The sequence below is a fragment of the Thalassobacterium maritimum genome (assembly GCF_031127805.1).
In the GTDB taxonomy this organism is placed as follows: Bacteria; Verrucomicrobiota; Verrucomicrobiia; order Opitutales; family Coraliomargaritaceae; genus Thalassobacterium; species Thalassobacterium maritimum.
Genome location: NZ_JARXHW010000015.1, coordinates 44,668 through 67,527, shown reverse-complemented (window position 1 = coordinate 67,527; position 22,860 = coordinate 44,668). Strand labels below are relative to the sequence as shown.

Annotated in this window: 13 protein-coding genes; 3 read left to right on the top strand and 10 right to left on the bottom strand. The window is 51.7% G+C overall.

All coding sequences use genetic code 11. The features are described 5' to 3' along the window. Nucleotides 1-7 precede the first annotated feature (7 nt). The 10 genes from QEH52_RS08450 to QEH52_RS08405 form a co-directional block, all read right to left on the bottom strand. Nucleotides 8-1,108 (bottom strand): hypothetical protein, encoded by a 1,101-nt coding sequence (locus tag QEH52_RS08450; RefSeq protein WP_308949702.1) that lies wholly within the window; start codon nt 1,106-1,108, stop codon nt 8-10. Beyond that, complete coding sequence (locus QEH52_RS08445) at nt 1,105-4,197, bottom strand: tetratricopeptide repeat protein (RefSeq protein ID WP_308949700.1); 3,093 nt, start codon at nt 4,195-4,197, stop codon at nt 1,105-1,107. Before QEH52_RS08445 ends, QEH52_RS08450 begins: the two co-directional genes overlap by 4 nt. A gap of 254 nt (nt 4,198-4,451) precedes the next feature. Next, nucleotides 4,452-5,123, bottom strand: a complete 672-nt coding sequence (locus tag QEH52_RS08440) for a response regulator (RefSeq protein ID WP_308949698.1) — start codon at nt 5,121-5,123, stop codon at nt 4,452-4,454. Nucleotides 5,124-5,151: 28 nt separating this feature from the next. Further along, nucleotides 5,152-7,044: a sensor histidine kinase gene (locus tag QEH52_RS08435; protein WP_308949697.1), complete on the bottom strand. Its 1,893-nt coding sequence runs from the start codon at nt 7,042-7,044 to the stop codon at nt 5,152-5,154. Nucleotides 7,045-7,138: 94 nt separating this feature from the next. Then, on the bottom strand, nt 7,139-7,813 hold the full coding sequence (locus tag QEH52_RS08430) for a hypothetical protein (RefSeq protein WP_308949694.1): 675 nt from the start codon (nt 7,811-7,813) through the stop codon (nt 7,139-7,141). A 55-nt stretch (nt 7,814-7,868) separates the two neighbouring features. Then, nucleotides 7,869-8,546 carry a hypothetical protein gene (locus QEH52_RS08425; RefSeq protein WP_308949693.1) on the bottom strand — a complete coding sequence of 226 codons (678 nt, stop codon included), beginning with the start codon at nt 8,544-8,546 and terminating at the stop codon, nt 7,869-7,871. Nucleotides 8,547-8,564: 18 nt separating this feature from the next. Beyond that, the gene (locus QEH52_RS08420) at nt 8,565-12,161 is read right to left on the bottom strand and encodes a hypothetical protein (protein WP_308949691.1); all 3,597 of its coding nucleotides are present in this window, start codon (nt 12,159-12,161) and stop codon (nt 8,565-8,567) included. A gap of 207 nt (nt 12,162-12,368) precedes the next feature. After that, nucleotides 12,369-14,198, bottom strand: coding sequence for an arylsulfatase (locus QEH52_RS08415; protein ID WP_308949690.1), 1,830 nt, complete (start codon nt 14,196-14,198; stop codon nt 12,369-12,371). Between the two features lie 18 nt (nt 14,199-14,216). Continuing rightward, nucleotides 14,217-15,659 (bottom strand): alpha-L-fucosidase, encoded by a 1,443-nt coding sequence (locus QEH52_RS08410; RefSeq protein ID WP_308949689.1) that lies wholly within the window; start codon nt 15,657-15,659, stop codon nt 14,217-14,219. A 33-nt stretch (nt 15,660-15,692) separates the two neighbouring features. Then, nucleotides 15,693-17,822, bottom strand: coding sequence for a right-handed parallel beta-helix repeat-containing protein (locus tag QEH52_RS08405; RefSeq protein WP_345785457.1), 2,130 nt, complete (start codon nt 17,820-17,822; stop codon nt 15,693-15,695). A 479-nt stretch (nt 17,823-18,301) separates the two neighbouring features. On the opposite strand from QEH52_RS08405, the gene QEH52_RS08400 reads away from it, so the two are divergent. The 3 genes from QEH52_RS08400 to fucP all read left to right on the top strand — a co-directional run bounded on the left by QEH52_RS08400 (nt 18,302) and on the right by fucP (nt 22,859). After that, on the top strand, nt 18,302-19,552 hold the full coding sequence (locus QEH52_RS08400) for a DUF6786 family protein (protein ID WP_308949687.1): 1,251 nt from the start codon (nt 18,302-18,304) through the stop codon (nt 19,550-19,552). Nucleotides 19,553-19,634: 82 nt separating this feature from the next. Beyond that, on the top strand, nt 19,635-21,371 hold the full coding sequence (locus tag QEH52_RS08395) for a sodium:solute symporter family transporter (RefSeq protein ID WP_308949685.1): 1,737 nt from the start codon (nt 19,635-19,637) through the stop codon (nt 21,369-21,371). Nucleotides 21,372-21,494: 123 nt separating this feature from the next. After that, nucleotides 21,495-22,859 carry an L-fucose:H+ symporter permease gene (gene fucP / locus QEH52_RS08390; protein ID WP_308949684.1) on the top strand — a complete coding sequence of 455 codons (1,365 nt, stop codon included), beginning with the start codon at nt 21,495-21,497 and terminating at the stop codon, nt 22,857-22,859. The last annotated feature ends 1 nt before the right edge of the window (nt 22,860 follow it).

Genomic DNA, 22,860 nt, shown 5'->3' with positions numbered 1-22,860 from the left:
GTGCATATCAATTTTCAGTAGTGGTGGTTGTGTTCAAAGTCGCCAGGTAAGCGCCGTCGGGAAAAATCAGATCCATTTCATCGAGTATATTCTGTGCGATTTCCGCTTTTTGCTGATTCCAATAGCAGAGATAAATATAGTAGAGCACGGGTTGTTGGATGCGGCTGGTGGCTGGCAAAAAAGCCATTGCACGACTCAGATGGTTCAGCGATTGGTCTGTTTCACCGCTCTGAAAGGCCTGCACACCGGCGCACAAATCCTCCATCCCGACCGTTTGTCCATTCTCTTCAAAAATGAACTGCGCCTGCTTCAGAAAGTCTTCGCCCACTTCAGGCTCGCCCAGCTCCAGGCTGAGATAACTACAATGTAGCAAAGCTTCTTTGCGACGCAGGCCTTCAGTTGCGTCTGCAATCGTTTGAAAAACGCGACGCGATGGTTCGAAAAGGCGCATATCCAGCATGCGTGCGGCCACGCTCCACCCCAAAACACGCAACTCCTGCGCCGGGCGCGCGGCGGTCAATTGATCGAGCAAGCGCAGCGCTTTTTCCTGTTCATCGATCGTAAATAACTTCTCGGCAACTGTATAGAGGTGGCGCACCGTTTCGCCGGGACTACGGTTCAAGGCCATGTATTGAGACATCTTATAGCCGCGCAACCAATCCTCAGACTGAATGACCGCCTCGATGTAAGCATTTATAAGAATGTGCACGTTCGTCGATTCAGATCGTATGCTAGCCAGCGGCAAGAGTGGCCAAACCTGCCCTTCCAATAGCTCGACACGCTTCTGCGGACTCTGATGCGAAAGCGCGCGTTCCAGTTCTTCCGTCATCGGAATGTTGATGGTAAACTGATCCATGTGATCCCAACCGACGATGATTGCGCCATCCCCATCCAACATCTCGATCTCGACTCCGGTGGAGGATGGCCGCACGAAGCGCGCGCCCAGTCTACGTTCGCCACCGTTTTGAAGAATTTCCATCCGGACTGGTGCTGCCTCGCTAAAGTCCGGCTCCTGATAGTCGCCGACCTGCGCAGATAGGTGCGCTATAGGCAGCACACTGACCAGGATACAGAGCGCTCCAATTCCAAAATGCCAAGCTCGTCTCATTCGAATTCCTTTCTGATTAAAGCAGCCGCTTCCGTATCTTCCAAACCGGGCGTCATATTAAAAGCTTCGTAGACTGTCTGTGCACTGGACATCTCCCCCATTTGCTTCAATGCGAGTATATCTTCGTAGTAGGCGATGCCCAATAATTCGTTAAAGCCTGGGTAACCGAGCATAATGCGCTCAAAGAAACCATGTGCCTCCGAAAACTTAGCCTCAGCTGCATACGCACGACCGATCCATAGCAAGGCTTGCCCGTGGCGTAGCCCCCGCCATTGATTTTGATAAAGGATCATCTCCAACTGTTTGCGCGCAGCCTCAAAGTTCTCCCGTTCAATCTCCAGGCGACCGATCGTTAAGGCTGCCTCGCAGGATTCGTCTGCGGCGGCAAAGCGTTTGATCAATATCTTGTAACGTTCGATCGCATTTTCAATTTGACCGAGCCTTTGATAGGTCTTTGCCAACAGGACGTGCATATCCAGCTCGACGCTGGTATTCATGAAGTCGGCTTTAGCAAGTTCCAGAATACCCGCCGCTTGCCCGGGACGACTCTCGCTGATTACAGTGAGAATCCACAGCTGGCCTGCGGGCCCGATCTCTGACCAAATCGCTTCGTTTTCAATCAGGCGCACCAGCTCCGGACGTGGCTGGAGCTTAGGTTCTTGCGTCGCCGCAAGTGCGGCTTCGATGCGCACAACCAAGGGTAAGTTATCCGCCGCGCTGGCACGAACCAGACGATTTTCCAGCCAATCATCGGCAGTTTGCTGCGGGATGGTTTGATTGAGCTCTCGAATTTCAGCCTTCAACTCTTCCAACACGGCATGCTCAACCACCGGATAAGGCTTCGGTTCGGGCTCAGCCTTTCCCTCAATCGATTCATTCTGCAAGGCCGCCTGCTCGGCAGCTGCCGCGTCCCATTGCTTATAGTAGTCCAGAATGGCAGTACGAAATACATCGTCCCGCACGAAGCGATATTTCACCAAAGCATCTATTTGCGAGTTTTCTTTGAAAAAGCGGTATTGTTTCGCGCGGTCACCGACCAAATCTCTAAGCAATTCCGGCGATTGAGAGATTTCCTGCAAAAAAGCATCGGTCTTCTCGCGCATCACACGCAAGGCGCGATCCTTGATCAGATAGTCGACTAGCAGACTGTCCAGTTCATCGACCGTAGTCATATCAAAGAATTGATCAAGCGGTTGTTGGATACTGTTCAATGCCCGCCTCGGTTGATCGAGTTGGTCGTAGAAGTCCGACAATGCGACCACCACTGGTATCACTTCCGGCTCTTGCGAGTAGGCATCAATGAATTTCTGCAAGCGAGCGATCGCAGCCTCCTCTTCCCTGCGGTCGAAGAAAATTTGAGCAACCTTCATTTCCCCGGAAGCGAGCAATCCCGGATCATCCGTATGCGGCTCAATCTGGTAATAATGCCCTAGAGCCGACTCAACATCGCCGAGTAGATGCACCAAGTTGCCCAACACAAGCTCGGCCTGCGCACGCAACGGATTGTCGGGATATTTCGCCACAAAATCGAGGATCAGATCTCTCGCCTCGACGAGCCGATCCAAGCCCATCACGCACAGTGCCTTGCGAAAGCTCGCATCCGCACGGAAGCGGGTATTGGGGTCGGCAATCACCTCTTCGAACAGCTCCAACGCGGCTTGGTGATTCTCCTCACTGAGCTGTCCAATTCCTAAGAAATAATTGATAACCAACGCACTTTTGCTGCGATCATAGCGCTCCTTAAAATATTGAAAATCCTCAACGAGCTCACGCGTCTCAAAACGCGTCAAACGCGCCATACCATGTTTGAAGAGAAGCAAAGACGCTGCCGCATCGTTGGCATTTCCTTCAAGATACCAGCGTGTCAGTTGGTAAATTTCCTCAAACTCATCGTATTCAAGATAATCAGTGGAGAGCGCATCGGCGACTGTGCCACGATATTTCTCGTAGCTATTGCTTCCTAAATAACGCTCCGATAATTTACCGGCCTCCTCACGCAGCCCCAGTTGACGCGCCAGCGATAAGGAGAAGAAAAGAATATCTTCGGCGAACTCGTGCTGGGGATACGTGTCGACCATCACCCGAAAACGCCAATAAGCTTCCCAATCGCGCCCCATATCCATGTATACGCTGGCAATGCGCCAGTTAAGGAGTGGCGTGTAGTTTGTCGACGCTTTCAAGGCAGCGAGGTCGGCCTGCGCGTTGTCTAACTCAGTCTTCTTTTGCTGGTAGAAATTTCGCAACACCACATTGCCCACGTAGCGCGCGACCTCGCGCTGCAAGCTTTCGATATAATGGCTCAAACCGCTCTCCAGCGCCTCATAGGGCCGTACAAAGCGATAGAACAAACTGGCGCTCGCCAAGTCTCCTTCTGACTTTAACTGGTCACCGATCTCCATTAACGATGCATTGAAACGGGGCGTATAAAAGACTGGCGCGGAGCTATTAAAGAATTCAAGATACTGCCGGGAATCACTGACATTCCCTTGCTTTGCTTTTGCTATCAACAAATAGGCGGCATAGGTGACGCGGTCTTGCGAGGACTCCGCAGAGCGCATGCCATCTTCGAAGTAAGGGATGCCAGCTACCCACTGATTCTCTAGAATATAGATTAAAATAATTTTCCGCAGCACCTCGTCACGCTCAATGCCCGGCACCGGATTGCGATAGAGTGTTATGTAAGTTTGAAGCGCGGCTTTAAACTCTTTGGAGGCCGCTTGCAAATCCGCCAGGTTGTAACGCGCCACAGGAGCCAGCGTGTGCTTCGGATAAGTCTTGGTAAAAACAGTGAAACGCTGAATCGCCTCCTGCAAGGCGGCCGGTGTATCCGTCTGGAAATACTCAAATACGTAGGAAAGTGCGATATGGAAGTCGAGTGTGGGGTGAACGCCCTTATCCACATCGGGATTCTTTCGTAAACTTTGTAGCAGCGGACGCGCCTTAACAAGCTGCTGACTGCCAATCAAAGCCTTGGCACGCTGTATTTGCCCCGCCAACGATTCATTTCTTGGCGCTGCTGATGCCACTGCGATCCACACGAAAGCAAACAAGCAATAAATTGCAGCAATGCGTTTTAAGGGGTAAATCATGTCATGGGAGCAGCCGAAGTGCCATACGGACCGTAGGCAATTCAGCGATGAAAATATATGGGGCTAGTATCGTTAAATGAAACGACTAGGCACATAGCACAGGTCGAAGCATAATAGCACTTCAATATATCATTTCCACGACAGGAAACTATCGCTTATATACACTATACTGCGTCACATTCTCTACCACGATTCGGTATCAAAACCTGCTCACGAGAGGCGGCCATAGGCCTAGAATGATACAGAAGCCAAGGCTAGATCCACTCGTCTGAATCGAAAATCCCCATCCGATAAGCCGTCCTCACCGCTGAGGGCGCATTTCGAACATCCAGCTTCTCATAGATATGCCGCACATGCGCATCAACGGTCGGATAACTGATATGCAGTTGCTCCGCGATTTCACGTTTTTGCAAACCATCTGCCAACAACTCCAGCACCTGTGTCTCCCGGTCGGACAATAGTTTTTTGGAGGAAGTCGGCACGGGGCGCTCACGCAGACTTTTGACGATGTAGGCAGCTACCTTGGGATCCAGCGAGGCCCCTCCCTGCATCACGGTTCGAATCGCTTCGTTGACCTGCTGCACGGTCGCCGACTTGAGTAAATATCCAGACGCCCCCAAAGCAATGGCCCGCACCACATCGGCTTCCGCATCCGACTGTGTGAGAATGATGATCTTAACCTCTGGCAAGCACTCTTGAAAGTGAGGGATCGCCTCCAAGCCACTCATCCCCGGCAAACGCATATCCAGCAAGATGACCTGCGGAAACAGCTTGGAGCGTATTTTACCGATGCTGCTGATCGCCATTTCTGCAGTGCCGAACTGACTAAACAGCTCGAGGTCTTCTTCACGGTTTAAGGCAAATTTGATGACATCGCGATACTCTTCATTGTCCTCGACCAGCATCACTCTTATCGGCATTTTCATAATCATATTATCTATTGGATGTAATTTTTTAGCGAGCCTTCAGCTTAAGCCAGACTAGAGTGCCCCCCTCCTCCGGATGCTCCACACCAGCTTTGGCACGCATCAACTTGGCACGTCGTTGTAAAGAATTGGGTAAGCCACCACTCAGTCCACAGCCATCGTCCGCTATGGTCAACGTCACATCGCGCTTAGCCACCGACAATACGATAAGAGCGCCCGTAGCCTGCCCGTGCCGAATGATATTGGTCAACGACTCCTTAAAAAATAAAAAGATATCAATCCTCTGACGACGCGACAGGCGGTTGATCGCAGCCTCTCCCTCAAACTTGAGCTCATAACGAATATCGGCCAGCAAGCGCGAAGCTTCGCGCTTCATCTCATCGACCAGATCTTCACAAACACCTTCGGCCTCAAGCATGTTAGAACACAGGCGTGCAGAAGCCCCCGTGCGCTCCGTCAATCCCCGAATTCGCTGTAGGCTCTCCCGCAATGAATCCGGCGCATCCACAGATTCTTGGGCGATGTCGCTCCACATCCCGATTGCATGCAAATTAGCACCGAGCTCATCATGCAGATTGGCAGCGATGCGCTCACGCACCCGCGCCTCATGCCGAATGCGTAAAGTACGACTGTAAAATACGATAAAGACTACCGCAAAACAGGCCACCACTAAGCCCCAGCGCATCCAAAAGAGTAATTGTTCTTGGCGTGAATACTTTCGACTTAACTCCTGCCTCAAAGCAGCTAGCTCCGTCTCCAGATCAAAACGCAGTGCCAATTCCTGCAGCCAAGCTCGGGTGGGCAGAATTTGACCGTAATAATTATGCCCATCAGTGAGTGCTCCTGGACTGCGCCGGCTGCGCATAACTGGTTCAGTCCAGACCTCTTTGCCCTCGGCGACATTTACGCCATCGGCGATCAACTCCACCTCAGAAAAACCGATCCGCGTCTCCCGTCCATGTGCCAACTCGGAAGAAGCGGACTCAAGCGTTACAATGCGCACGTAGCGACACTGGGTCGGAGGAATATGCCACATCATGATCGGCCCCATCTGCGAAATGCCGGAAAAATGACAATACAGCAAGACCACCGGATTCTCAAAATCCCGTGTCTCCGAACCTTCTATCCTAAATTCTCGGGGAATCCCCAAATCCCCGATAAAAGCCTGTGGCACCGTGTTACTCTGCTCCACCGCATGCAGATGAATCTCCGTAATCGTCTGCGGCTCTTCCATGTCTAGATACAATTCGGGCGTAGCGCCGAAATCACCCAGATAGCCCACGCTCTGCTTTCCGCGGGCAGAGTTCATGATGTAGGGCGTAATCCCATCGACCAGAAAAGAAATATCCCAAGCTCCGGACGGATCGCGCGCGGTTTTGAGCGAAGTGGTGACCGGCTTGCGCAAGGCCACATTGACCCCTCCGCTGAAAACGGCTATTTCGGACATCTGAAAAACATATTGATTGTCAAATAAGCGACGAGAGAGTCGTGGGCCTTCAATCCGCACCCACGAGGCTTCCGTCTCTTCGACAGGCAACACAATCGGAGTGATGCCAGGCGACCTGCCAACAGGAGTCCGATATTCGGCCACCAGCACTCCTATGGGGTCGTCTTCGGTCCCTGCATAGACTTGCAACTCATCAGGGAGGGCATCCTCACGAAAACCCTCTTCCATATCACGCCAGAGCACCGGGATCAGCACCACCTCGTGTATGCGATGCGTTTCCTTTAAATCGACCTTAAGCCAGAAGGCATTCTCCGACTCCGAGTAAGGGAAAGAGTGAAAACCAATCGCCCCGGTCCCTCCGCGTAAACTGGGTCGAGATAACAACTCTAGCTCCTGCTCAATCTCCGCCTTTCGCGTTTCTAATTCAGCAATCGAACGGCCGCCTGCGAACACCACTGAAGCGCAAGCACTCATCAATAAAGCGAGGCACAAAAAACATCGAAACATGGACACAGAATAAATGAACGATGCTGGATGGGGCAATGCATTAAACCGCACAGAGCTCTGACTAAAAGTCCTTAAGCTGCACAGCGAAATATTTCATATTAGTACGTCCCGCAGGTTGATAAGAGAGCACCACTGTTCTTCTATCTGCCATCACCCGCCAACCTTGCTGAATCATCCAACGCCGCTTACCATCCTCGTCTGGTCGAATATAATCGATTTTAACATCTAAAAACTCACCACGATGCGCCGCCATCTGAACGACATTTAAATCCTGAGAGTTCACTTCAATTTGCTTCTCACCAAAGGTGCCCAGCAGACGATTTGGACTGCCATTAATAAAGAGAAAATCACTCTGTCCAAAGAAATGCGCGTCTGCATTCACCGCATAAGCCTCCACCGGCAAGCGCTCATTCCCAGCCGCTTCAACAACGACGATCAGGCATTTTTCCCAATCCTGCTGCACAGTAACCGTGGGCAAGCCACTTGCGAGTTTGGCTCCCTCAACAATCTGCGTCGGCGAGAAAACCACTTCGATCGTTTCACCGCTGGTATCCAAGTTTACGTCGTCACCAAAATCCAGCGCCGCATTCACCTCTCCCAGCAATTGATTCTCGACATACATATAGATGGTCGAAGGTGCCGTCTCTTGTGGATTGTAATACAGTATTCGAGCGACTGTCGCTTGCGACGACAAAGATACACATAAAAATAATGACCAATAAATTAAAGTTCTCATAATATCAATCGCTCCAGAGCCGGCAAAAAACCTGCCCCAATGCCCGATTCTTCATTCACATATTCTTCACCTGCGTCGCAAAGTACTTCATCGTTTTACGCCCCTCAGGCACATAGCAGAAGACCAGGGTTCTGCGGTCCGGCAAAATTCGCCAGCCTTGATAAATCATCCAACGCCGTTTCTTTTGACCGTCAGGCCTGACATAGTCCAGCTTGACATCAAGAAACTCTCCTTGGTAGGCCGCCATTTTAGCGACATGCATTTTACGCGGGGCCACTCGGATCTGTTCCTCACCAAAGGTCCCTCCTAGCAGATTGGGGGTCAAATTCATAAATAGAAAATCCCCATTACCGAAATGCTTCTCATTCGCGTTAATAACGATGGGCTTAATCGGTAGTAAGGAGCTCTTCTGGCTCTCAACGACTACGATTAAAAACTTCTCCCAGCCCTTGCGAACATTTACAGAGGGCAAACCTTCCGGAAGCGGCTCTCCTTCTTCCAATAATCGAGGAGAGAAGATGAGTTTCAGGACGCCGCGCCCTTGCTCAAATTCAATATCCTGACCAAACTGAAAGCTAGGCAAGTCAACCTCACTGTGAAACTGACCGTCGACATACAAGTAAACCCGATCCGGTGCATTCGCAGGTTTATTGTAATACAAAATCCGCCCTACACGTCCTTGCAAGGGTAAGCACGCACACAACAGAAACAGTAAACTAAGCAAAGTTTTCATAATGTATCTAATATTCCGCTAGAGCTCATCTTCGGTTAACCAACGAAATGCAACAATCTCAAATTTGCGCCCAAAGGCCTCATTCACATCGCTCAAGTCTACAAAATCATCCTTCTCATTGCTGGGGTCCACATACTCCGCCGTTCTTTTAACAATAGCTTCGCACCAAGCTTCGGCAACAATATTGCCGCGCAGATCCTTGGTGGCTCCATAACTGCGCACCGTAAAGCTATCGTCACGCACGCTCAAAACCGGTGCGATGGGCCGCAAAATATCGGCTTGGCGCGTCCAACCAGGCGTGCCATAGGCCACATGCCCTTCCGCCGCTTTAGGGAATTCGTAATAACTCTCATGATCCGAGAACTGACGAGCTAGATATTTGGGATATTGCACTTCCACTCCATCTTGATCGATGTACGACTCCATCTCATCCACTGGGAATACTGAAAGAATTTCACTGTAGGGATTTTTACTGTCGCCCACTCCATAGTCCGCCAAGGCCATCAAAGCCGATTCCACAGCGCCGGCCAGCGCCAAGTCATCATCGTTCGAGAGCTGACGGTTGATAAATTCTGACAAGGATAAAAATGGACCTCTCAACTTCACTTGCTTCACAATCTCCTCCGCCAAGGCATCCAACTGTGTATCCGTCCACTCCAAGGGCTGTGCCAGCAACTGTGCATCGTTACCAGAGGAGAACTCATCGCCCGTCACGCTGGTCCGCGACACAGGGGCATCGGCGTATTCAGGGCCCAAATCCATTTCCCAACTTCCGAGGTTTTCAGTATCAACTGTTTGGTGCGGCACCCGCCCGTCTTTAACATTACGTAGTAACGCTTTCCAGGCATCCACGGAGGTCGAGTTGACATTGAACATCCCTTTCACTTCCAGATCCGCTGCGACACTGGCCCATGAATTGGCTGAATTTTTATAAGTACCTTCGACATATTCTTCCGCGGCCTCTTCGGTTAATAAGAATGCGGGCACATAAGCTGTATTCTTCAATTCTCCCTCCCCCGTCAGAAAGTCTTTCAACACCGCGTCAATTTCACGCCCCGCAACGATATTGGCCGAAAACGGTTCCAATTCAGGTGAGATGGAAGATACGAACCAATCATCAAACATGATATGGTTAAAGACATAGCTATGATCGTAGCCATCCTGGCCAGCTATCTGAATTTCATTCTTCTGAATGAAAGGAGTCGCATGGCTATTGCCCAAGGCATTGGCCACCCGGGGGACATCAGGGCTAATATATGCCGGATCGAAATGCTGTAATTCGCAAATTGAGAGTAAGGGTTGTATCGGCAACTCCGCCGTCACCCAGCGGGCAAGTCCACTTTCCGATGCGAAAGAGGTGCCGACAAAAGCACTGACATCAGTTCCCGCACTCAGATCATCATTATAATTTAAAATGTTCGGATCGACCTGCCCATTCAAACGATCAATTTTCCATTCATAAGAGGACTTCTCAATCCCCTCGCCAGAGGTCAATATGACAGGGGATAAAATTAATTTATTGTTCACGTACCCTTTACTCGCCGCATAAGTATCAAACAAGTTCCGCTTCGTCAGGGCCATCGACAAAAAAGGTTCAAACTTCTCTTCATCATAGTTGACAGAATTCAAAGTGACACTGACAGCTCTCTCATCCGCAGTCAGATTAATAGGTGATTTTTCATTAATTTCGTCTGCGTCGGCAGACACGTGAAAAGGCAGGCTTCTAGTCGTCGAAACTCTCGATTTGTCAGTTCGCAGCCAACCTGGTGCACTTCCAGAGTGCGCATAACGCTCCCACTTAACTTCATAGGTCCCCGTCCCCTCATACCCATTCTCAGGCATCTGTGTCTTATCTTGCAGACTGTTGCGCAGCTTGGTAAAATACGGCACATCCGACATACCCGAACGAATATTAACGTTACTCGTACCGCTGACCACACCACTGATATTAGGTCGACCAAGAATCCTCGACTCCCCCGGTTTCCATTTCTGATCAGCGAGGCTGGAGATCATGGGTCTCACATTCCATCGATTCTGATTATTCTTAACGGTATTCATTCCCATGAGTAAGGGCAGCCGCCATGGCACTATCGTTTTCTCATCGATTTCGAAAGTTAGCTTAATCGGAAATTCCCCCTTATCGATCTGTAAAGTATCCTCATAATAGCCTGTGGAATCGATCGTCACATTATAAGGATTGTAGTAAGTCACACTGGGACTAACTCCCACCAGCGGAACATAGGTAGTCTCGTCCTCTTCTGTAACGGCCTGAGATGCCAAACTAAGTATCGTTTGCCAGCGCACGATCATAGGCTCAATAATAGAAAATCTTTCGCCCGTCGCGCGAGAACTGGTATTTAATGAATTGTAGAAATTATAATAAGGATTCCCATTCGCATCCTGTTGAAGGTTTTTGTACAGCGATGCAAAGTCAGCAAGACTGTTCCAAGTCATCGATACTTGTTGATCCGTCCCCCAACCGTAAATTAAAGCACTGTTGCCAGAAACATCCCATTTTAGGGCCGCCTCATTGCTCTCTCCGGGGGCCAGATTGAAGGTTGAAAAAATACTCTCGTCTTCCCCTGCGCCCTCTCCCGAACCAGAGACAGGCGTGCCCCAAGGCACCCGATAGTCGGGATTAGAATTGATGAAATTATGGTCTAAAGTCTGCCATTTTTCACCGAAAAGCGAGAGGTCGCGCTTCCAACCTCCCGTCGCGGCATTGGTCAGCAAGCCTCTGGAATAATGCGTCAGTGAATGATAATTTTGCTGCGCAATTTCGCCCACATCGGTCGAGCCGGATGCATCGAGTAGCTTGAATGAGGAAAATGTAACGACACGATTTAGTTCATCACTATCCGGAATGCCAAATACCTCCGAATCGTAGTGAGCATTGGAATTTTGACGATTCGCCCATAGCTCTAATTCATCCGCATCAGGCAGCGGCTCAGCCTGCTTAATTAAAGCTTTGGTGTTGAGCCCCTGAATCCACCACGCATACGCAGCACCCTGCGCCCCCTCATCTTCAATATTTGTAGGCACCAAATGCACTTCATTCTCGATGGCATAGTCGGCCTCGGAAGCATCCTGCCCCACAGTACCTTTTCCTAGTAGAGGCACGGTGACTGCAGACTCACTCAATGTGGGTGGCACATCAGCCGAGTTGCCTCCCTCACTTCCAGAAACGAGCCAGCCAAGAAAACGGCCTTGCTCGGGATTATCCTCGCTATAGTCCTCGCTTTTGATCGAGTAATTAGGCGCGAGTGGCTTCCCAGCATCCGATTTATCATGGTCTAATCCCTCCCACGAACGCCAAACACCTGTCAATTGAGGCGTGGTATCCGGGTTCCCCGAGAGTGTATTTGCCGGAGCAGTCACTCTGGTGTCGGCACCAGCCGTTCCCTGCAATTTGCCAACAGCCAAATTTAAGGAGAGCAAGGCAACTTGTTCGGCCTTCATACGCTGTAGCGACTTGTCCGCACCCGCCACTTCAATACGCAGCAAAGCTGAAATGGACAGCAGCAACAAAACCACGAACGACATTAGGCCCAATGCGATCACTAATGCGAACCCATGCATCGGCATCGCCACTCGAGAAGGGCGCTTTTGAAACATGGGGGACAAATTACGATGATTAGTATTAATCACTTTATAGACTGGGGTAAAATAAGAGTTTTAGAACACTATTTATAAAAGAAATAGTGTGCGCAGTCTACAAACAGCCGAACAAAAGCTCAATAACGTGTATGCGTGAGTTTCCCCGAAACAGCCTGAGTAAATTTTTTCGAAATTATAGGCAGAACGCCCCTCTCTGGAACTGCTCTAGGGCTGGATATCTCGAATCAAATTTTGCGGCGGCACTCGACCGTAAGACGGATCATAGACGGGGATGCCCATGCCGGCCGGAGTCTGCCAGCCTGGCTTGGGCTGGTGCGTCACATAGGCATAATACGGTGTCGCCGACATATCCGGGCCGATGAATACGGGAGCCAGTTTTGTGACGCCCTGCTCCAAATGAACCTTAAAGCTCACTTCCTTCGCGCCGGCGGGTATGTCTTTCGTCACATCAATATCTCCGATGCGTAACCGGGCTTTTTGATAGTTGTAGGCTTTACCGTAGCTGCCGTCATTGATGCCCTTGTCGGCTTCGACCGGCCAACGGCGCAGCGAAATCTCATATTCGCCTGTTTGCTCCACCTCAATCGCCCAAAAGGACTCCACGGCCACGTCACCACGGATGATGTGTGTTTGATTCCAGGGCGGCAATTGATCGAGCAGCCAGTCGTGCGAAGAGAGCGTAACGATGGGGGCTTCGTCGGCGCCGATCACCATATAGCTGGTCAAATCGTGCTCGCGGGAAACGTCGTCCCAAAAGTGATCGTATTCCGCCCGCATGCGCTTAAAAACTTCGGGATAGTCAGCGGATACATCGTTCTGCTGCTTCGGGTCGGCTTCGATCTGATACAACTCGGTGCCATTGACCAGGCGCCACTCGTCGGTCATCACCGCGCTCTTGCGCCATTTAATCGGGTCAACCACCCGCTGTGATTCCACGACCAGCGCACGCTCCGGCCAGTCCGAATCATCGCCATAGAGCAGCTCGCGCAAGCTGGTGCCGTCGAAGTCGATGGCGGGCGCGTCCAAACCGATCAGATCGATAAAGGTCGGCAAGATGTCAAAGTGTGCGGTCAGCCGCTCGACTGACTTGCCCGCCTCGATCCCCCCGGCTGGCCAACGTAGAATGAAAGGCACGCGGTGTCCGCCGTCGTATTCCGAGTTTTTCTCACCGCGCATCCCGCCGTCGTAGCCGCGACCACCATCCAGACCGGCGGCGGTGCCATTATCGGTCATAAATACGAGAATCGTGTTTTCAGCCAAGCCTTCGTCTTCGAGCATTTGCATCAGCTTGGCGACGTTGTCGTCGATGTTGGTAATCATCCCATAGAGTTCCGGATGCGGCACACGGGGATCGCCCTCGTAGGGCTCGCTGTATTCAAGTGGCGCATACAAAGGCTTATGGGGGGCGTTGGTCGAAATATAGGCGAAGAAGGGCTTATCTTTGTTGGCTTGGATAAACTTCATCCCTTCCCCAAACCACACATCGGTGCAAAAGCCTTCGAAGCGCTGCGGTTTTCCATTCACGATATAGGTATCGTCGAAGTAATCGTTGCCCCAGTAATCAGGCGCCTGCCCCACGCCACCTGCTTGGTGGTAAACCGCCTGCTGAAAGCCGCGATCTTCCGGACGGTAGGGATAGACATCGCCGAGGTGCCATTTGCCAAAGAGCCCGGTCGCATAGCCGTTGTCGGCAAAGATGTCGGCCATCGTCACTTCGCGGCGGCGCAGCATGTTGCGCCCCTGCACCGTGTGCCAGACCCCGACCCGCGCGGAATAGCGCCCCGTCATCAAAGCAGAACGCGTCGGCGCACAGGTTGGGTCGACGTGAAAATCGTTCAGCAGTGTGCCCTCACTACGCAGCTGGTCGATGTGCGGCGTCTTGACGGCCGGGTTGCCGGTAAAGCCCAAATCGCCATAACCTTGATCATCGGTAATGACGATAATGACATTGGGCTTATCTGCGGCCTGCGAGCACACGGGCCAAGCGCAGGCGAGTAAGAGCAATGAAGCACGGAGGGTATGTTTCAATTTCATAGAGATGGGGGATGGGAATTACAAAGCAGTGTTCAAAGACAACTGGATCACAGTATCGTAGGGATTCAATGCGGCTTTAGGCAACATAAGTTCTAACTGCGCTCCCGTCTGCGTGTATTTGACTGCTTCACCGTTGGCCAGAAACGAGGCTGCCGAGACTGCTGCGGGCAGGTCTTCCAATTCGATGCTTCCGGCTTCAGGCCATTCCAGCACGTGTAGATAAAGTGTCTGCCCATCCTTGCTCACGGAAATGTCGCCCCACTCCGGACGCTCCGGCAAGGGGTTGCGGCGGGTGCGGTAGATCGATTCACCGTTCACTTTGAGCCAATCGCCAATCACCCCATAGAGACGCACCGCTTCTGGATCGAGTTGACCATTGCCCATGGGTCCGTTGTTGAGTAGCGAATTCCCGCCGGCGCAGACGGTATGCACGAGGCGATGAATCATTTCGACTTCCGTGTGGTAGTGGTGATTGCCCTTGGCCTTATAACCGAAGGATGTGCTCACACTGTCCGGCGACTCGACGTAGAGCGGCAGCTTCTTGGTGGGCACTTCTTTATCACCGATCGAAACATAATCGAAGAGCTCCAGGTTCTCCTGCAGGATCTTACCTTTGCCACGATGAATGATGCGCGAGTTGATCAAGCAGTTGGGGCGATACTTGCGCACCACGTCGCTGAATAGTTTCGCGCGCTCAAAAGTCATCTCGACGGGGGTGTCGAACCAGATCAGGTCGATCTCGTAGTTTTTCATCAACTCCTCGACCTGCGGCAAGCTCTTACTCATAATGTAACGATCGAAGTCAGGCTCGAAATCTTCCGGCAGTTCCGGATGTAAAATGCTGCGCTTGGTGCGTGTATTTAAATAAGGCGCATCCGGCTCATCCCAGTCCTGCGCATGCGAATAATACACCCCAAACTTCAGCCCCTGACGGTGGCAGGCTTCACTCAATTCCTTGATAATGTCGCGCTTGAAGGGCGTGTAATCGACCACGTTGTAATCGCTCACCATGGAGTCAAACAGGGCGAAGCCGTCGTGATGCTTCGAGGTGATCACAACATACTGAATGCCGGAATCCTTAAACGTTTTGGCCCAGGCATCGGCGTCAAAGTCGACGGGGTTAAAGGTCTTGGCCACTTCGTGATATTCGTCGGCGGACATTTTGGCCGAAACCTGAATCCACTCGGAATAACGAAATCCGGGAACCACACCGTTGTATTCGCCTGCGAGGGCCGAGTAGACTCCGAAGTGAATGAATGCCCCGAACTTAGCATCGCGGAACCACTGTTCCTGACGCGCAATCGAATCGGGCGTTTGCTGCAATTCATCCGCAAAACGGTATTCGAAACTGACATCCTTTTTTTGCGGCTGATTCGGCGAGGCTTCTTGCGCCGGCACTTTGGCAGAGAGGAATTGTGAGCCCACAGCGAGGGCAAAGATCGGGAGTATTATACGTTTCATAGGATAAGAAGTGTAAGTTGCGTTGAGTTTCTATTAATTCGGAATGAGCCCGACCTTTGATGTATCAAAAGAAGGGATCCCCATTGGGATGGCCGGCGAATCCGGACGCAGGCGGAAATCCCCCTCAGCAGGGTTCACGAAGAGCGGGTCAACCGCGAGGCTATGCGTATCGACGCCGTCCTGCTGTTGCTGCTTCAGGAAATCCCGGCCATGGCTCGGATCTGCCACGTTGTAGTAAATGTTATAATCGGTCTCGGCATCCTTCGAACGCGCCAGTTCCCGCCCGCGCCGGTCTTCGCTAGCGCCTTCATTCTTCGGGCCGAGCTCGTGAATAAAGACTGTGTCCTCCCCAGAGGAATAAAAGATATTTCGCTGAATGCTGGCCCCTGTCATCGGGCCTTCGCGAACGGAGAGGTAGTAACCGCGTGGCGGTGCAATCACATCGGCGATGATATTGTTTTCGCAGCGGTTATTCAGTTTCAGCATAATGCCTTGCGAAGTGCATTTATATATCAGGTTCCCCGTGATCAAGGTATCCATCTGCCCCCCGTCGGTGCGGATGGCGCACTGCATGATCATTGGCGTCACCAGGTGATGGATGTAATTTTCACGAATCACATTGCCCGCGCCGGCGCCCCGAATGTAGATCGCATTGCCGTCGCCCATTCGCTCCATGGCATTATGTATCTCATTACGTTCGATCTGGTTATCGTGCGAATGCAGAAACGGGCGAACGTCCTCCAAGCTGGCCTGCTTGAAAGATTTCGAACTGCCGCCAATCTCATGCCAGCGAATCGTGCGGGTCAACTCGCGCCCGCCCTTGCCGAAAAACTCCGTCATGCAGCCCGAAAGAATGATCGCGGTATAGGGCGTGTGATGCACCAAATTGTGGGCCACGCGGTTCTCACCACTTTGCCAAATGAAGATACCGGGCGAGTGCCAGTAGATCTGCCCGACATGGTGAATGTGATTATTAAATACTAGATTGTTTCGATTCACGTCCTTCGTGCCTGGCCCGTAGCCCGCCAGTAGCACTCCGGAGCCACCCATCTGCTCGATATGATTCCCCACGATCCGGTTATTCTGTCCGTGTAAATCGACACGGATCGCACCGCTGCCACTGTGTAGGAAGTGGCACTGCTCAATCGCACAATCCTCGGTTCCGCGAAAGCGCACCAGTGCGTTGGCCTTATCCAAAAAATCCCAGTCATGCTGCAAGCCCGCATCATTCTCGTCGATTTGATACCGTTCACCGTGCTTAAAGGTCAGTCCGACGAAACGGAGATTACGAACGGGCAGGTCCTGCGGGCCATCCTTGTCCACCTGCCCTTCGACACGGATCAATTCCGTCAACTGCGGCGCGACGACGGCAGAATCATTGCGCCGCCATACATACACTTTACCGGCTTGGGTATCCAAAACCCACTCCCCCGGCTGGTCGAGGGCCTCGAACACATTCTCCACCCAGCAGGATTCGATCTTTTCCGAATGCAAAAACTTCAAGGGATTCATCAAATAGGTCGCATCCACAGAAGTGTGCACACTCTGTGTGGCTTCATCGATCGATACGACCGGCAAAATATTCATGATCCATGCATGATGGGGACGAACCACGATCTCTGCATCTTTATAATTCGACCAATTTTTAAAGTCCGCGGCGGGCAAAACCACTCGATTACGGGAGCCTCCTACGCGGGGGATAAAGCCCTCCGATTGCGCACGAGGAAGCATCCCCTCCGCATCATAGAGCGTCCGAAAGCTGCCGGACACCTCCGCCACCCATACATTTCCCACGGCTGCCTCCGGCAGACCGGGAATCGTCGCGGTGACTTTTTTCCAGTCCTCGACTACCTTGCCCGAGCTGAATACAGGCTCCTCCCCGGGGTAAGCGGCATAGGTGATGCGCGTGTCGGCATCCCCTGAATCTTCCAAACTAAAAACCAGCGTTTCGCGCAACGGATACCATCCACCACGAATCATAACCACAATGTCCCCGGACATTTCGCGCGGCTTCAAAGCTCGCACAGCATTCCGCGCCCGCTTCAATGTTGCAAAAGGGCCATCTGTGCCATCGGCGTTCGGAGCCTCAAGCCGCCCGGTCCATTGATCCGATCCGACATTAGAAACGTAAAAATCAACCTCGACCTCTGCCCCGTCCTGCATGGGAGCCCCCACGACCAGTAGTAATGTGGACACAAAGCAAAGGGGAATGAAAACTGAATATTTAAAGAGTCTCAAATGTCGGGTAATTGGGGGTGGATCTTAGAAAATGAGCAGCGCGAATGGCGCCACACCTGTATAGCCAGACATTATGCACTATAACCAGTCATTCTACCATAGCGCGTATGCATGAATCACAACACAAACCGCCCATTTAGCTCTACCCATTGGCCACTCACATGCATCCAAAACCATGCCGCTCAAGCTTCTACCCTAAGTCTCGTTTTGAACATGCGACCCAAATTAACGCATACGCGTGATACTATTATCTCGTAAAAACCTATAGAATCAGCGCCCTCTAAGGCATTCCTCTCTAACGATCCAACTCATAAGTTTATCGATTAGAGTGCGATTGCGAATCAGAAAATTGCCCAATCGCCTTCCTTAAAACACCCCCGGTTCCCCCACACACATACACGAATATGAAAATCATCCCCTCGATCCTAAGCGGTGCACTTGGTGTCGCTGCTGTATTTGCAGTTGGCTGCAACAACATCTCGACCTCAACTGGAGGCGCTTTCTCAGATGACCTCAGATTCATGAAAAAGCACACGCCAATCGTGACACTCAAGGACGGCGATGCAGCCGTCGCGGTCGCACCCGACTATCAAGGGCGCGTCATGACCAGCACTTACGACTACAAGGCGGGGCCAAGTTTCGGTTGGATCAATCGTCCTGTGATCGAGAGAGGCCTCATGTCCGAAGAGGAGGCCAAGGGGAAGCTTGAGCAGCACATCTATATCTTTGGCGGAGAGGAACGCTTCTGGCTGGGGCCGGAAGGCGGACAATATGCCCTGTATTTCAAACCCGGCGATCAATTTGAATTTGCTGATTGGAAGACACCGGCCGTCATAGATACAGAGCCCTTCGAGTTGGTAAACCAGACTCAGGCCAGCGCAAGCTTTCGCAAAGATGCTGAACTAATGAACTATAGTGGCACTGTCTTCAACATGCGCATTGAGAGAACTGTTAGCCTGCTCAATGCCGACGAAGCTGCCGCAGCACTCAAGGTGCAGCTTCCTGAGGGCGTCCAAATGGTCGCCTATGAAACAGATAACCGGGTGACGAACATCGGCGACCAGGCATGGAAACCAGAAACCGGCCTGCCATCTATATGGATTTTAGGCATGTATAACCCATCCCCCGAAACAACCGTGGTGATTCCCTTCCAGCAAGGAGGCGAACAAGCACTCGGCCCACGCGTCAACGACACTTACTTTGGCAAGGTGCCCCAAGACTACCTGCGGGTGCAACGCCAGAAACTCTTTTTTAAAGGCGATGGCACGCGTCGCGGTAAGATTGGTATCAGTCCGCAACGCTCCAAAGGAATCGCCGGCAGTTACGATGCAGCCGGGCAAGTGCTCAATATCGTGACCTACAACGTGCAAGAAGCACCGCATGGTTACGTCAACTCCATGTGGGAAATACAAGAGCAGCCCTATGCGGGGGACGTGATCAATGCCTACAATGACGGTTCACCGGAGCCTGGCGTCGCACCGCTGGGCCCCTTCTACGAGCTGGAAACTTCCTCGCCCGCAGCCGCCTTGAAGCCCGGCGAAACCATGCGCCACGTGCAACGCACCTTTCACATTCAGGGAGCCCAAGCCGATCTGGATCCACTGGCCAAGCGCCTACTAGGTGCAAAGCTGGAAGCCATTACCTCGGCCTTTTAGACCTGAACCCATATTTATTCAGCACCGGAGTTACTTAATCGCAATTAGTCATGTAGCCGTTCACAGTGAGCTCAATTAAACTATGAATATATTAGAAGTTGTCTTATTTATCGTGGCCGTCGTCGGCGTGATCGCTCTCGGGATCTGGAAGAGTCGCGATGAAGACCTCGAGGGGAATAAAGGAGCGACCGATTATTTCCTGGCGGGCCGCGGGCTCACTTGGTGGCTGGTCGGCTTCTCGCTGATCGCCGCCAATATCTCGACCGAGCAGTTTGTAGGTATGTCGGGGGCTTCGGCCAATTGGCTCGGCATGGCGATCGCCTCTTATGAATGGCTCGCAGCGGTCACCCTGATCATCGTGGCCTTTTGGTTTTTACCAAAGTTTCTAAAGGCTGGCCTCTACACCATCCCCGAATTCCTGGAATACCGCTTCGACGGCGTAGCCCGTCTGGCTATGGCGATTCCAGCGATTGTTACATTGGTATTTGTGACGACCTCTTCGGTCATTTTTTCGGGCGCCAAGTTTGTGTCTGAATATTACAACACAGTGCCAGTGCTCAACAGCCTGACTACCATGTGCTGGTTGATCGCCATATTTGCTGCGGTGTATGTGTTTATTGGCGGCTTAAAAGCCTGCGCCTGGACTGACTTAATTTGGGGCGCGGCTCTAATAATCGGTGGAGCCATTGTCATGTTTCTGGCCTTCAGCGTGCTGGCGGAAAAACCGGCAGAAGAGCTCATTTTAACCAAGGTCGCCAATTCCGATGCGACTGTCGAGCAACTGGCAGCAGCGGGGCCATGGGAGCGGTTTATGCTGCTAAATGATGGCGTCGATGGTGAAGCGCAGGTGCGCAATGGCCCCAACGGGTCCGGCGGTAAAGTCCATATGGTTCGCCCCAAAGAGGACTCCGACATTCCATGGACAGCCTTAATGATCGGGCTGTGGATTCCCAACTTCTTTTACTGGGGCTTGAATCAATATATCGTGCAACGAACCCTCGGCTCAAAGTCTCTAGCAGAGGGGCAAAAGGGAATCGTGTTTGCAGCCTTTCTAAAACTACTCATTCCATTCCTAGTCGTGATTCCCGGAATATTGGCTTATAACTTGTTCAGCGGCGACTTACTGAATGCAAGCACAGGCGAATACGACTACGATCGAGCATTTCCCGTATTGGTGCGAAACTTGATTCAACCGCTGCCCTGGTTGTCTTGGTTTGTGCTGGCCGCACTTTGCGGCGCAGTCATCAGTTCGCTAGCTTCGATGCTGAATTCAGCTTCAACGATTGCGACGATGGATTTATATTCCAAATTCACCAAAGAAAAGGACCCCGCCAAACTAGTCAAAGTGGGCCGTTTCTTCGTCGTGCTTTTCGTAATCCTAGCAGGCTTAGTAGCACCGGCACTGGATAACTTCACCAGTATCTTTGCTTACATTCAGGAGTTTCAGGGCTTTATCTCACCGGGCATATTGGCGGTCTTTATCTTTGGCTTCTTTTCGCCCAGAACCCCACGCTATTTTGGTGCAGTCGGTATCGGCCTGAATGTCATCTCCTACGGGGCCTTCAAATGGGCCATCGGCCCATGGCTAGTCAGCAACGGTTGGTGGTATGCCGAGCAGATCGCATTCCTCGACCGCATGGCGATCTGCTTCTTTATCGTGCTGCTGGCCGGTGTAATCCTGACGCTCGTTAAGCCGATGGAGAAACCAGTCATAATGCCAGTGAACGACCAAATTGAGCTCGAAACATCCCCAGGTGCCAAAATTGTAGGCATTGGAGTGGTGCTGGCGACAGTCGCGCTCTATCTTGTCTTTTGGTGATCGCACAAAACCAAGCAGTCCCCCACTCAATTTAATAATCTAAAATCATATATAGTGCTACGAATCACAGTCTCAAATTGATTGATGCTTCCAGCCACACATAGCTCTTAACACACATTTCTCATGTCTGAATCCAACAAAACCCCGATTGTTCCAAAGAACATTGTATTTCCCTTCATCCTGCTAGCGACTTGTTTCGCAATGTGGGGTCTCTCAAATAACATGACTGACCCCTTGGTCAAAGCGTTCCTCAAGATCTTCCCCGAGCTGAGCACCGCACAAACCGCATTGATTCAAAACGCGTTCTATGGTGCCTACTTCGTGCTCGCCATCCCCGGAGCGATTCTCGCCCGTGTCTATGGTTACAAAAAGGGGGTTCTGGTGGGACTCGGGATCTATATTCTAGGTGGCTTGCTCTTCTACCCTGCGAGCTTGATGTTGCAGTTCAGCCCTTTCCTGCTGGCGTTCTTCGTCCTCGCTGGCGGACTTTCCATCCTTGAGACGAATGCGAACCCCTACATCATTTCCATGGGGCCAGAGGAAACCGCGACGCGCCGACTAAACCTCGCACAGTCCTTTAACCCAGTCGGCTCACTGATCGGTCTGTTTCTTTGCAAGTTCGCCATTTTAACAAAGCTCGAAGTCGTCAACGCCCGTATCCAAGACGGCATGACGCCTGAAGAAGTCAAAGCGATCCAAGTCGAGCAGCTAGACATCGTCATGACCCCCTACTTCATTTCCGCACTAGTGCTGATCGCGCTCTGGGTGATGATCGCAACCAATAAGAACATGCCCGCAGTCAAGGAACACGACCAGAAGGCTCACGTCGGAGACACGGTTAAGTTTCTGCTATCCAAAACAAATTACGTTTTTGCTGTCGTCGCTCAGTTTTTTTACGTGGGCGCTCAAATCGCCGTCTGGACCTACACTTTCCACTATATCACCGGTCAGCTAAATATCGAAGACAGCCAGGCAATGAACTATCACATGATTGCCATCATCTCCTTCTCACTTTCGCGCTGGATGTTTACCGCGCTGATGGCCTTCTTCAAGCCCAGCGCGCTGCTGGCTTTTGCTGCTTGCATGGGCATGCTCTGCTCCCTGGGTGTCATTTTCGGGGGGGACAAGCTCGCCTTCGAGGGCTACATTCCTTTCGTCGGAGCCGCACCGTTCACACTCGGTGTAGTCTGTCTGATCGCGACATCCGTATTCATGTCGCTGATGTTCCCCACCATCTTCGGCTTAGGCTCACGTAATTTAGGAGAAGCCACCAAACTAGGTTCCTCTGGCTTGATCATGGCGATTCTCGGTGGTGCATTGCTCACACTGCTGCAGGGGAAGCTAATCGACGTCTTCGGGGGCGATGCAGTCATGGGGGCGGCCGCAGCCAAATCCTACGTCGTGCCACTCATCAGCTTCACCGTCATTGCCGCTTATGCGATCTACACGCACCGCGCCGACAAGGCCGAAGCTCTAAGAGCATCCTAGC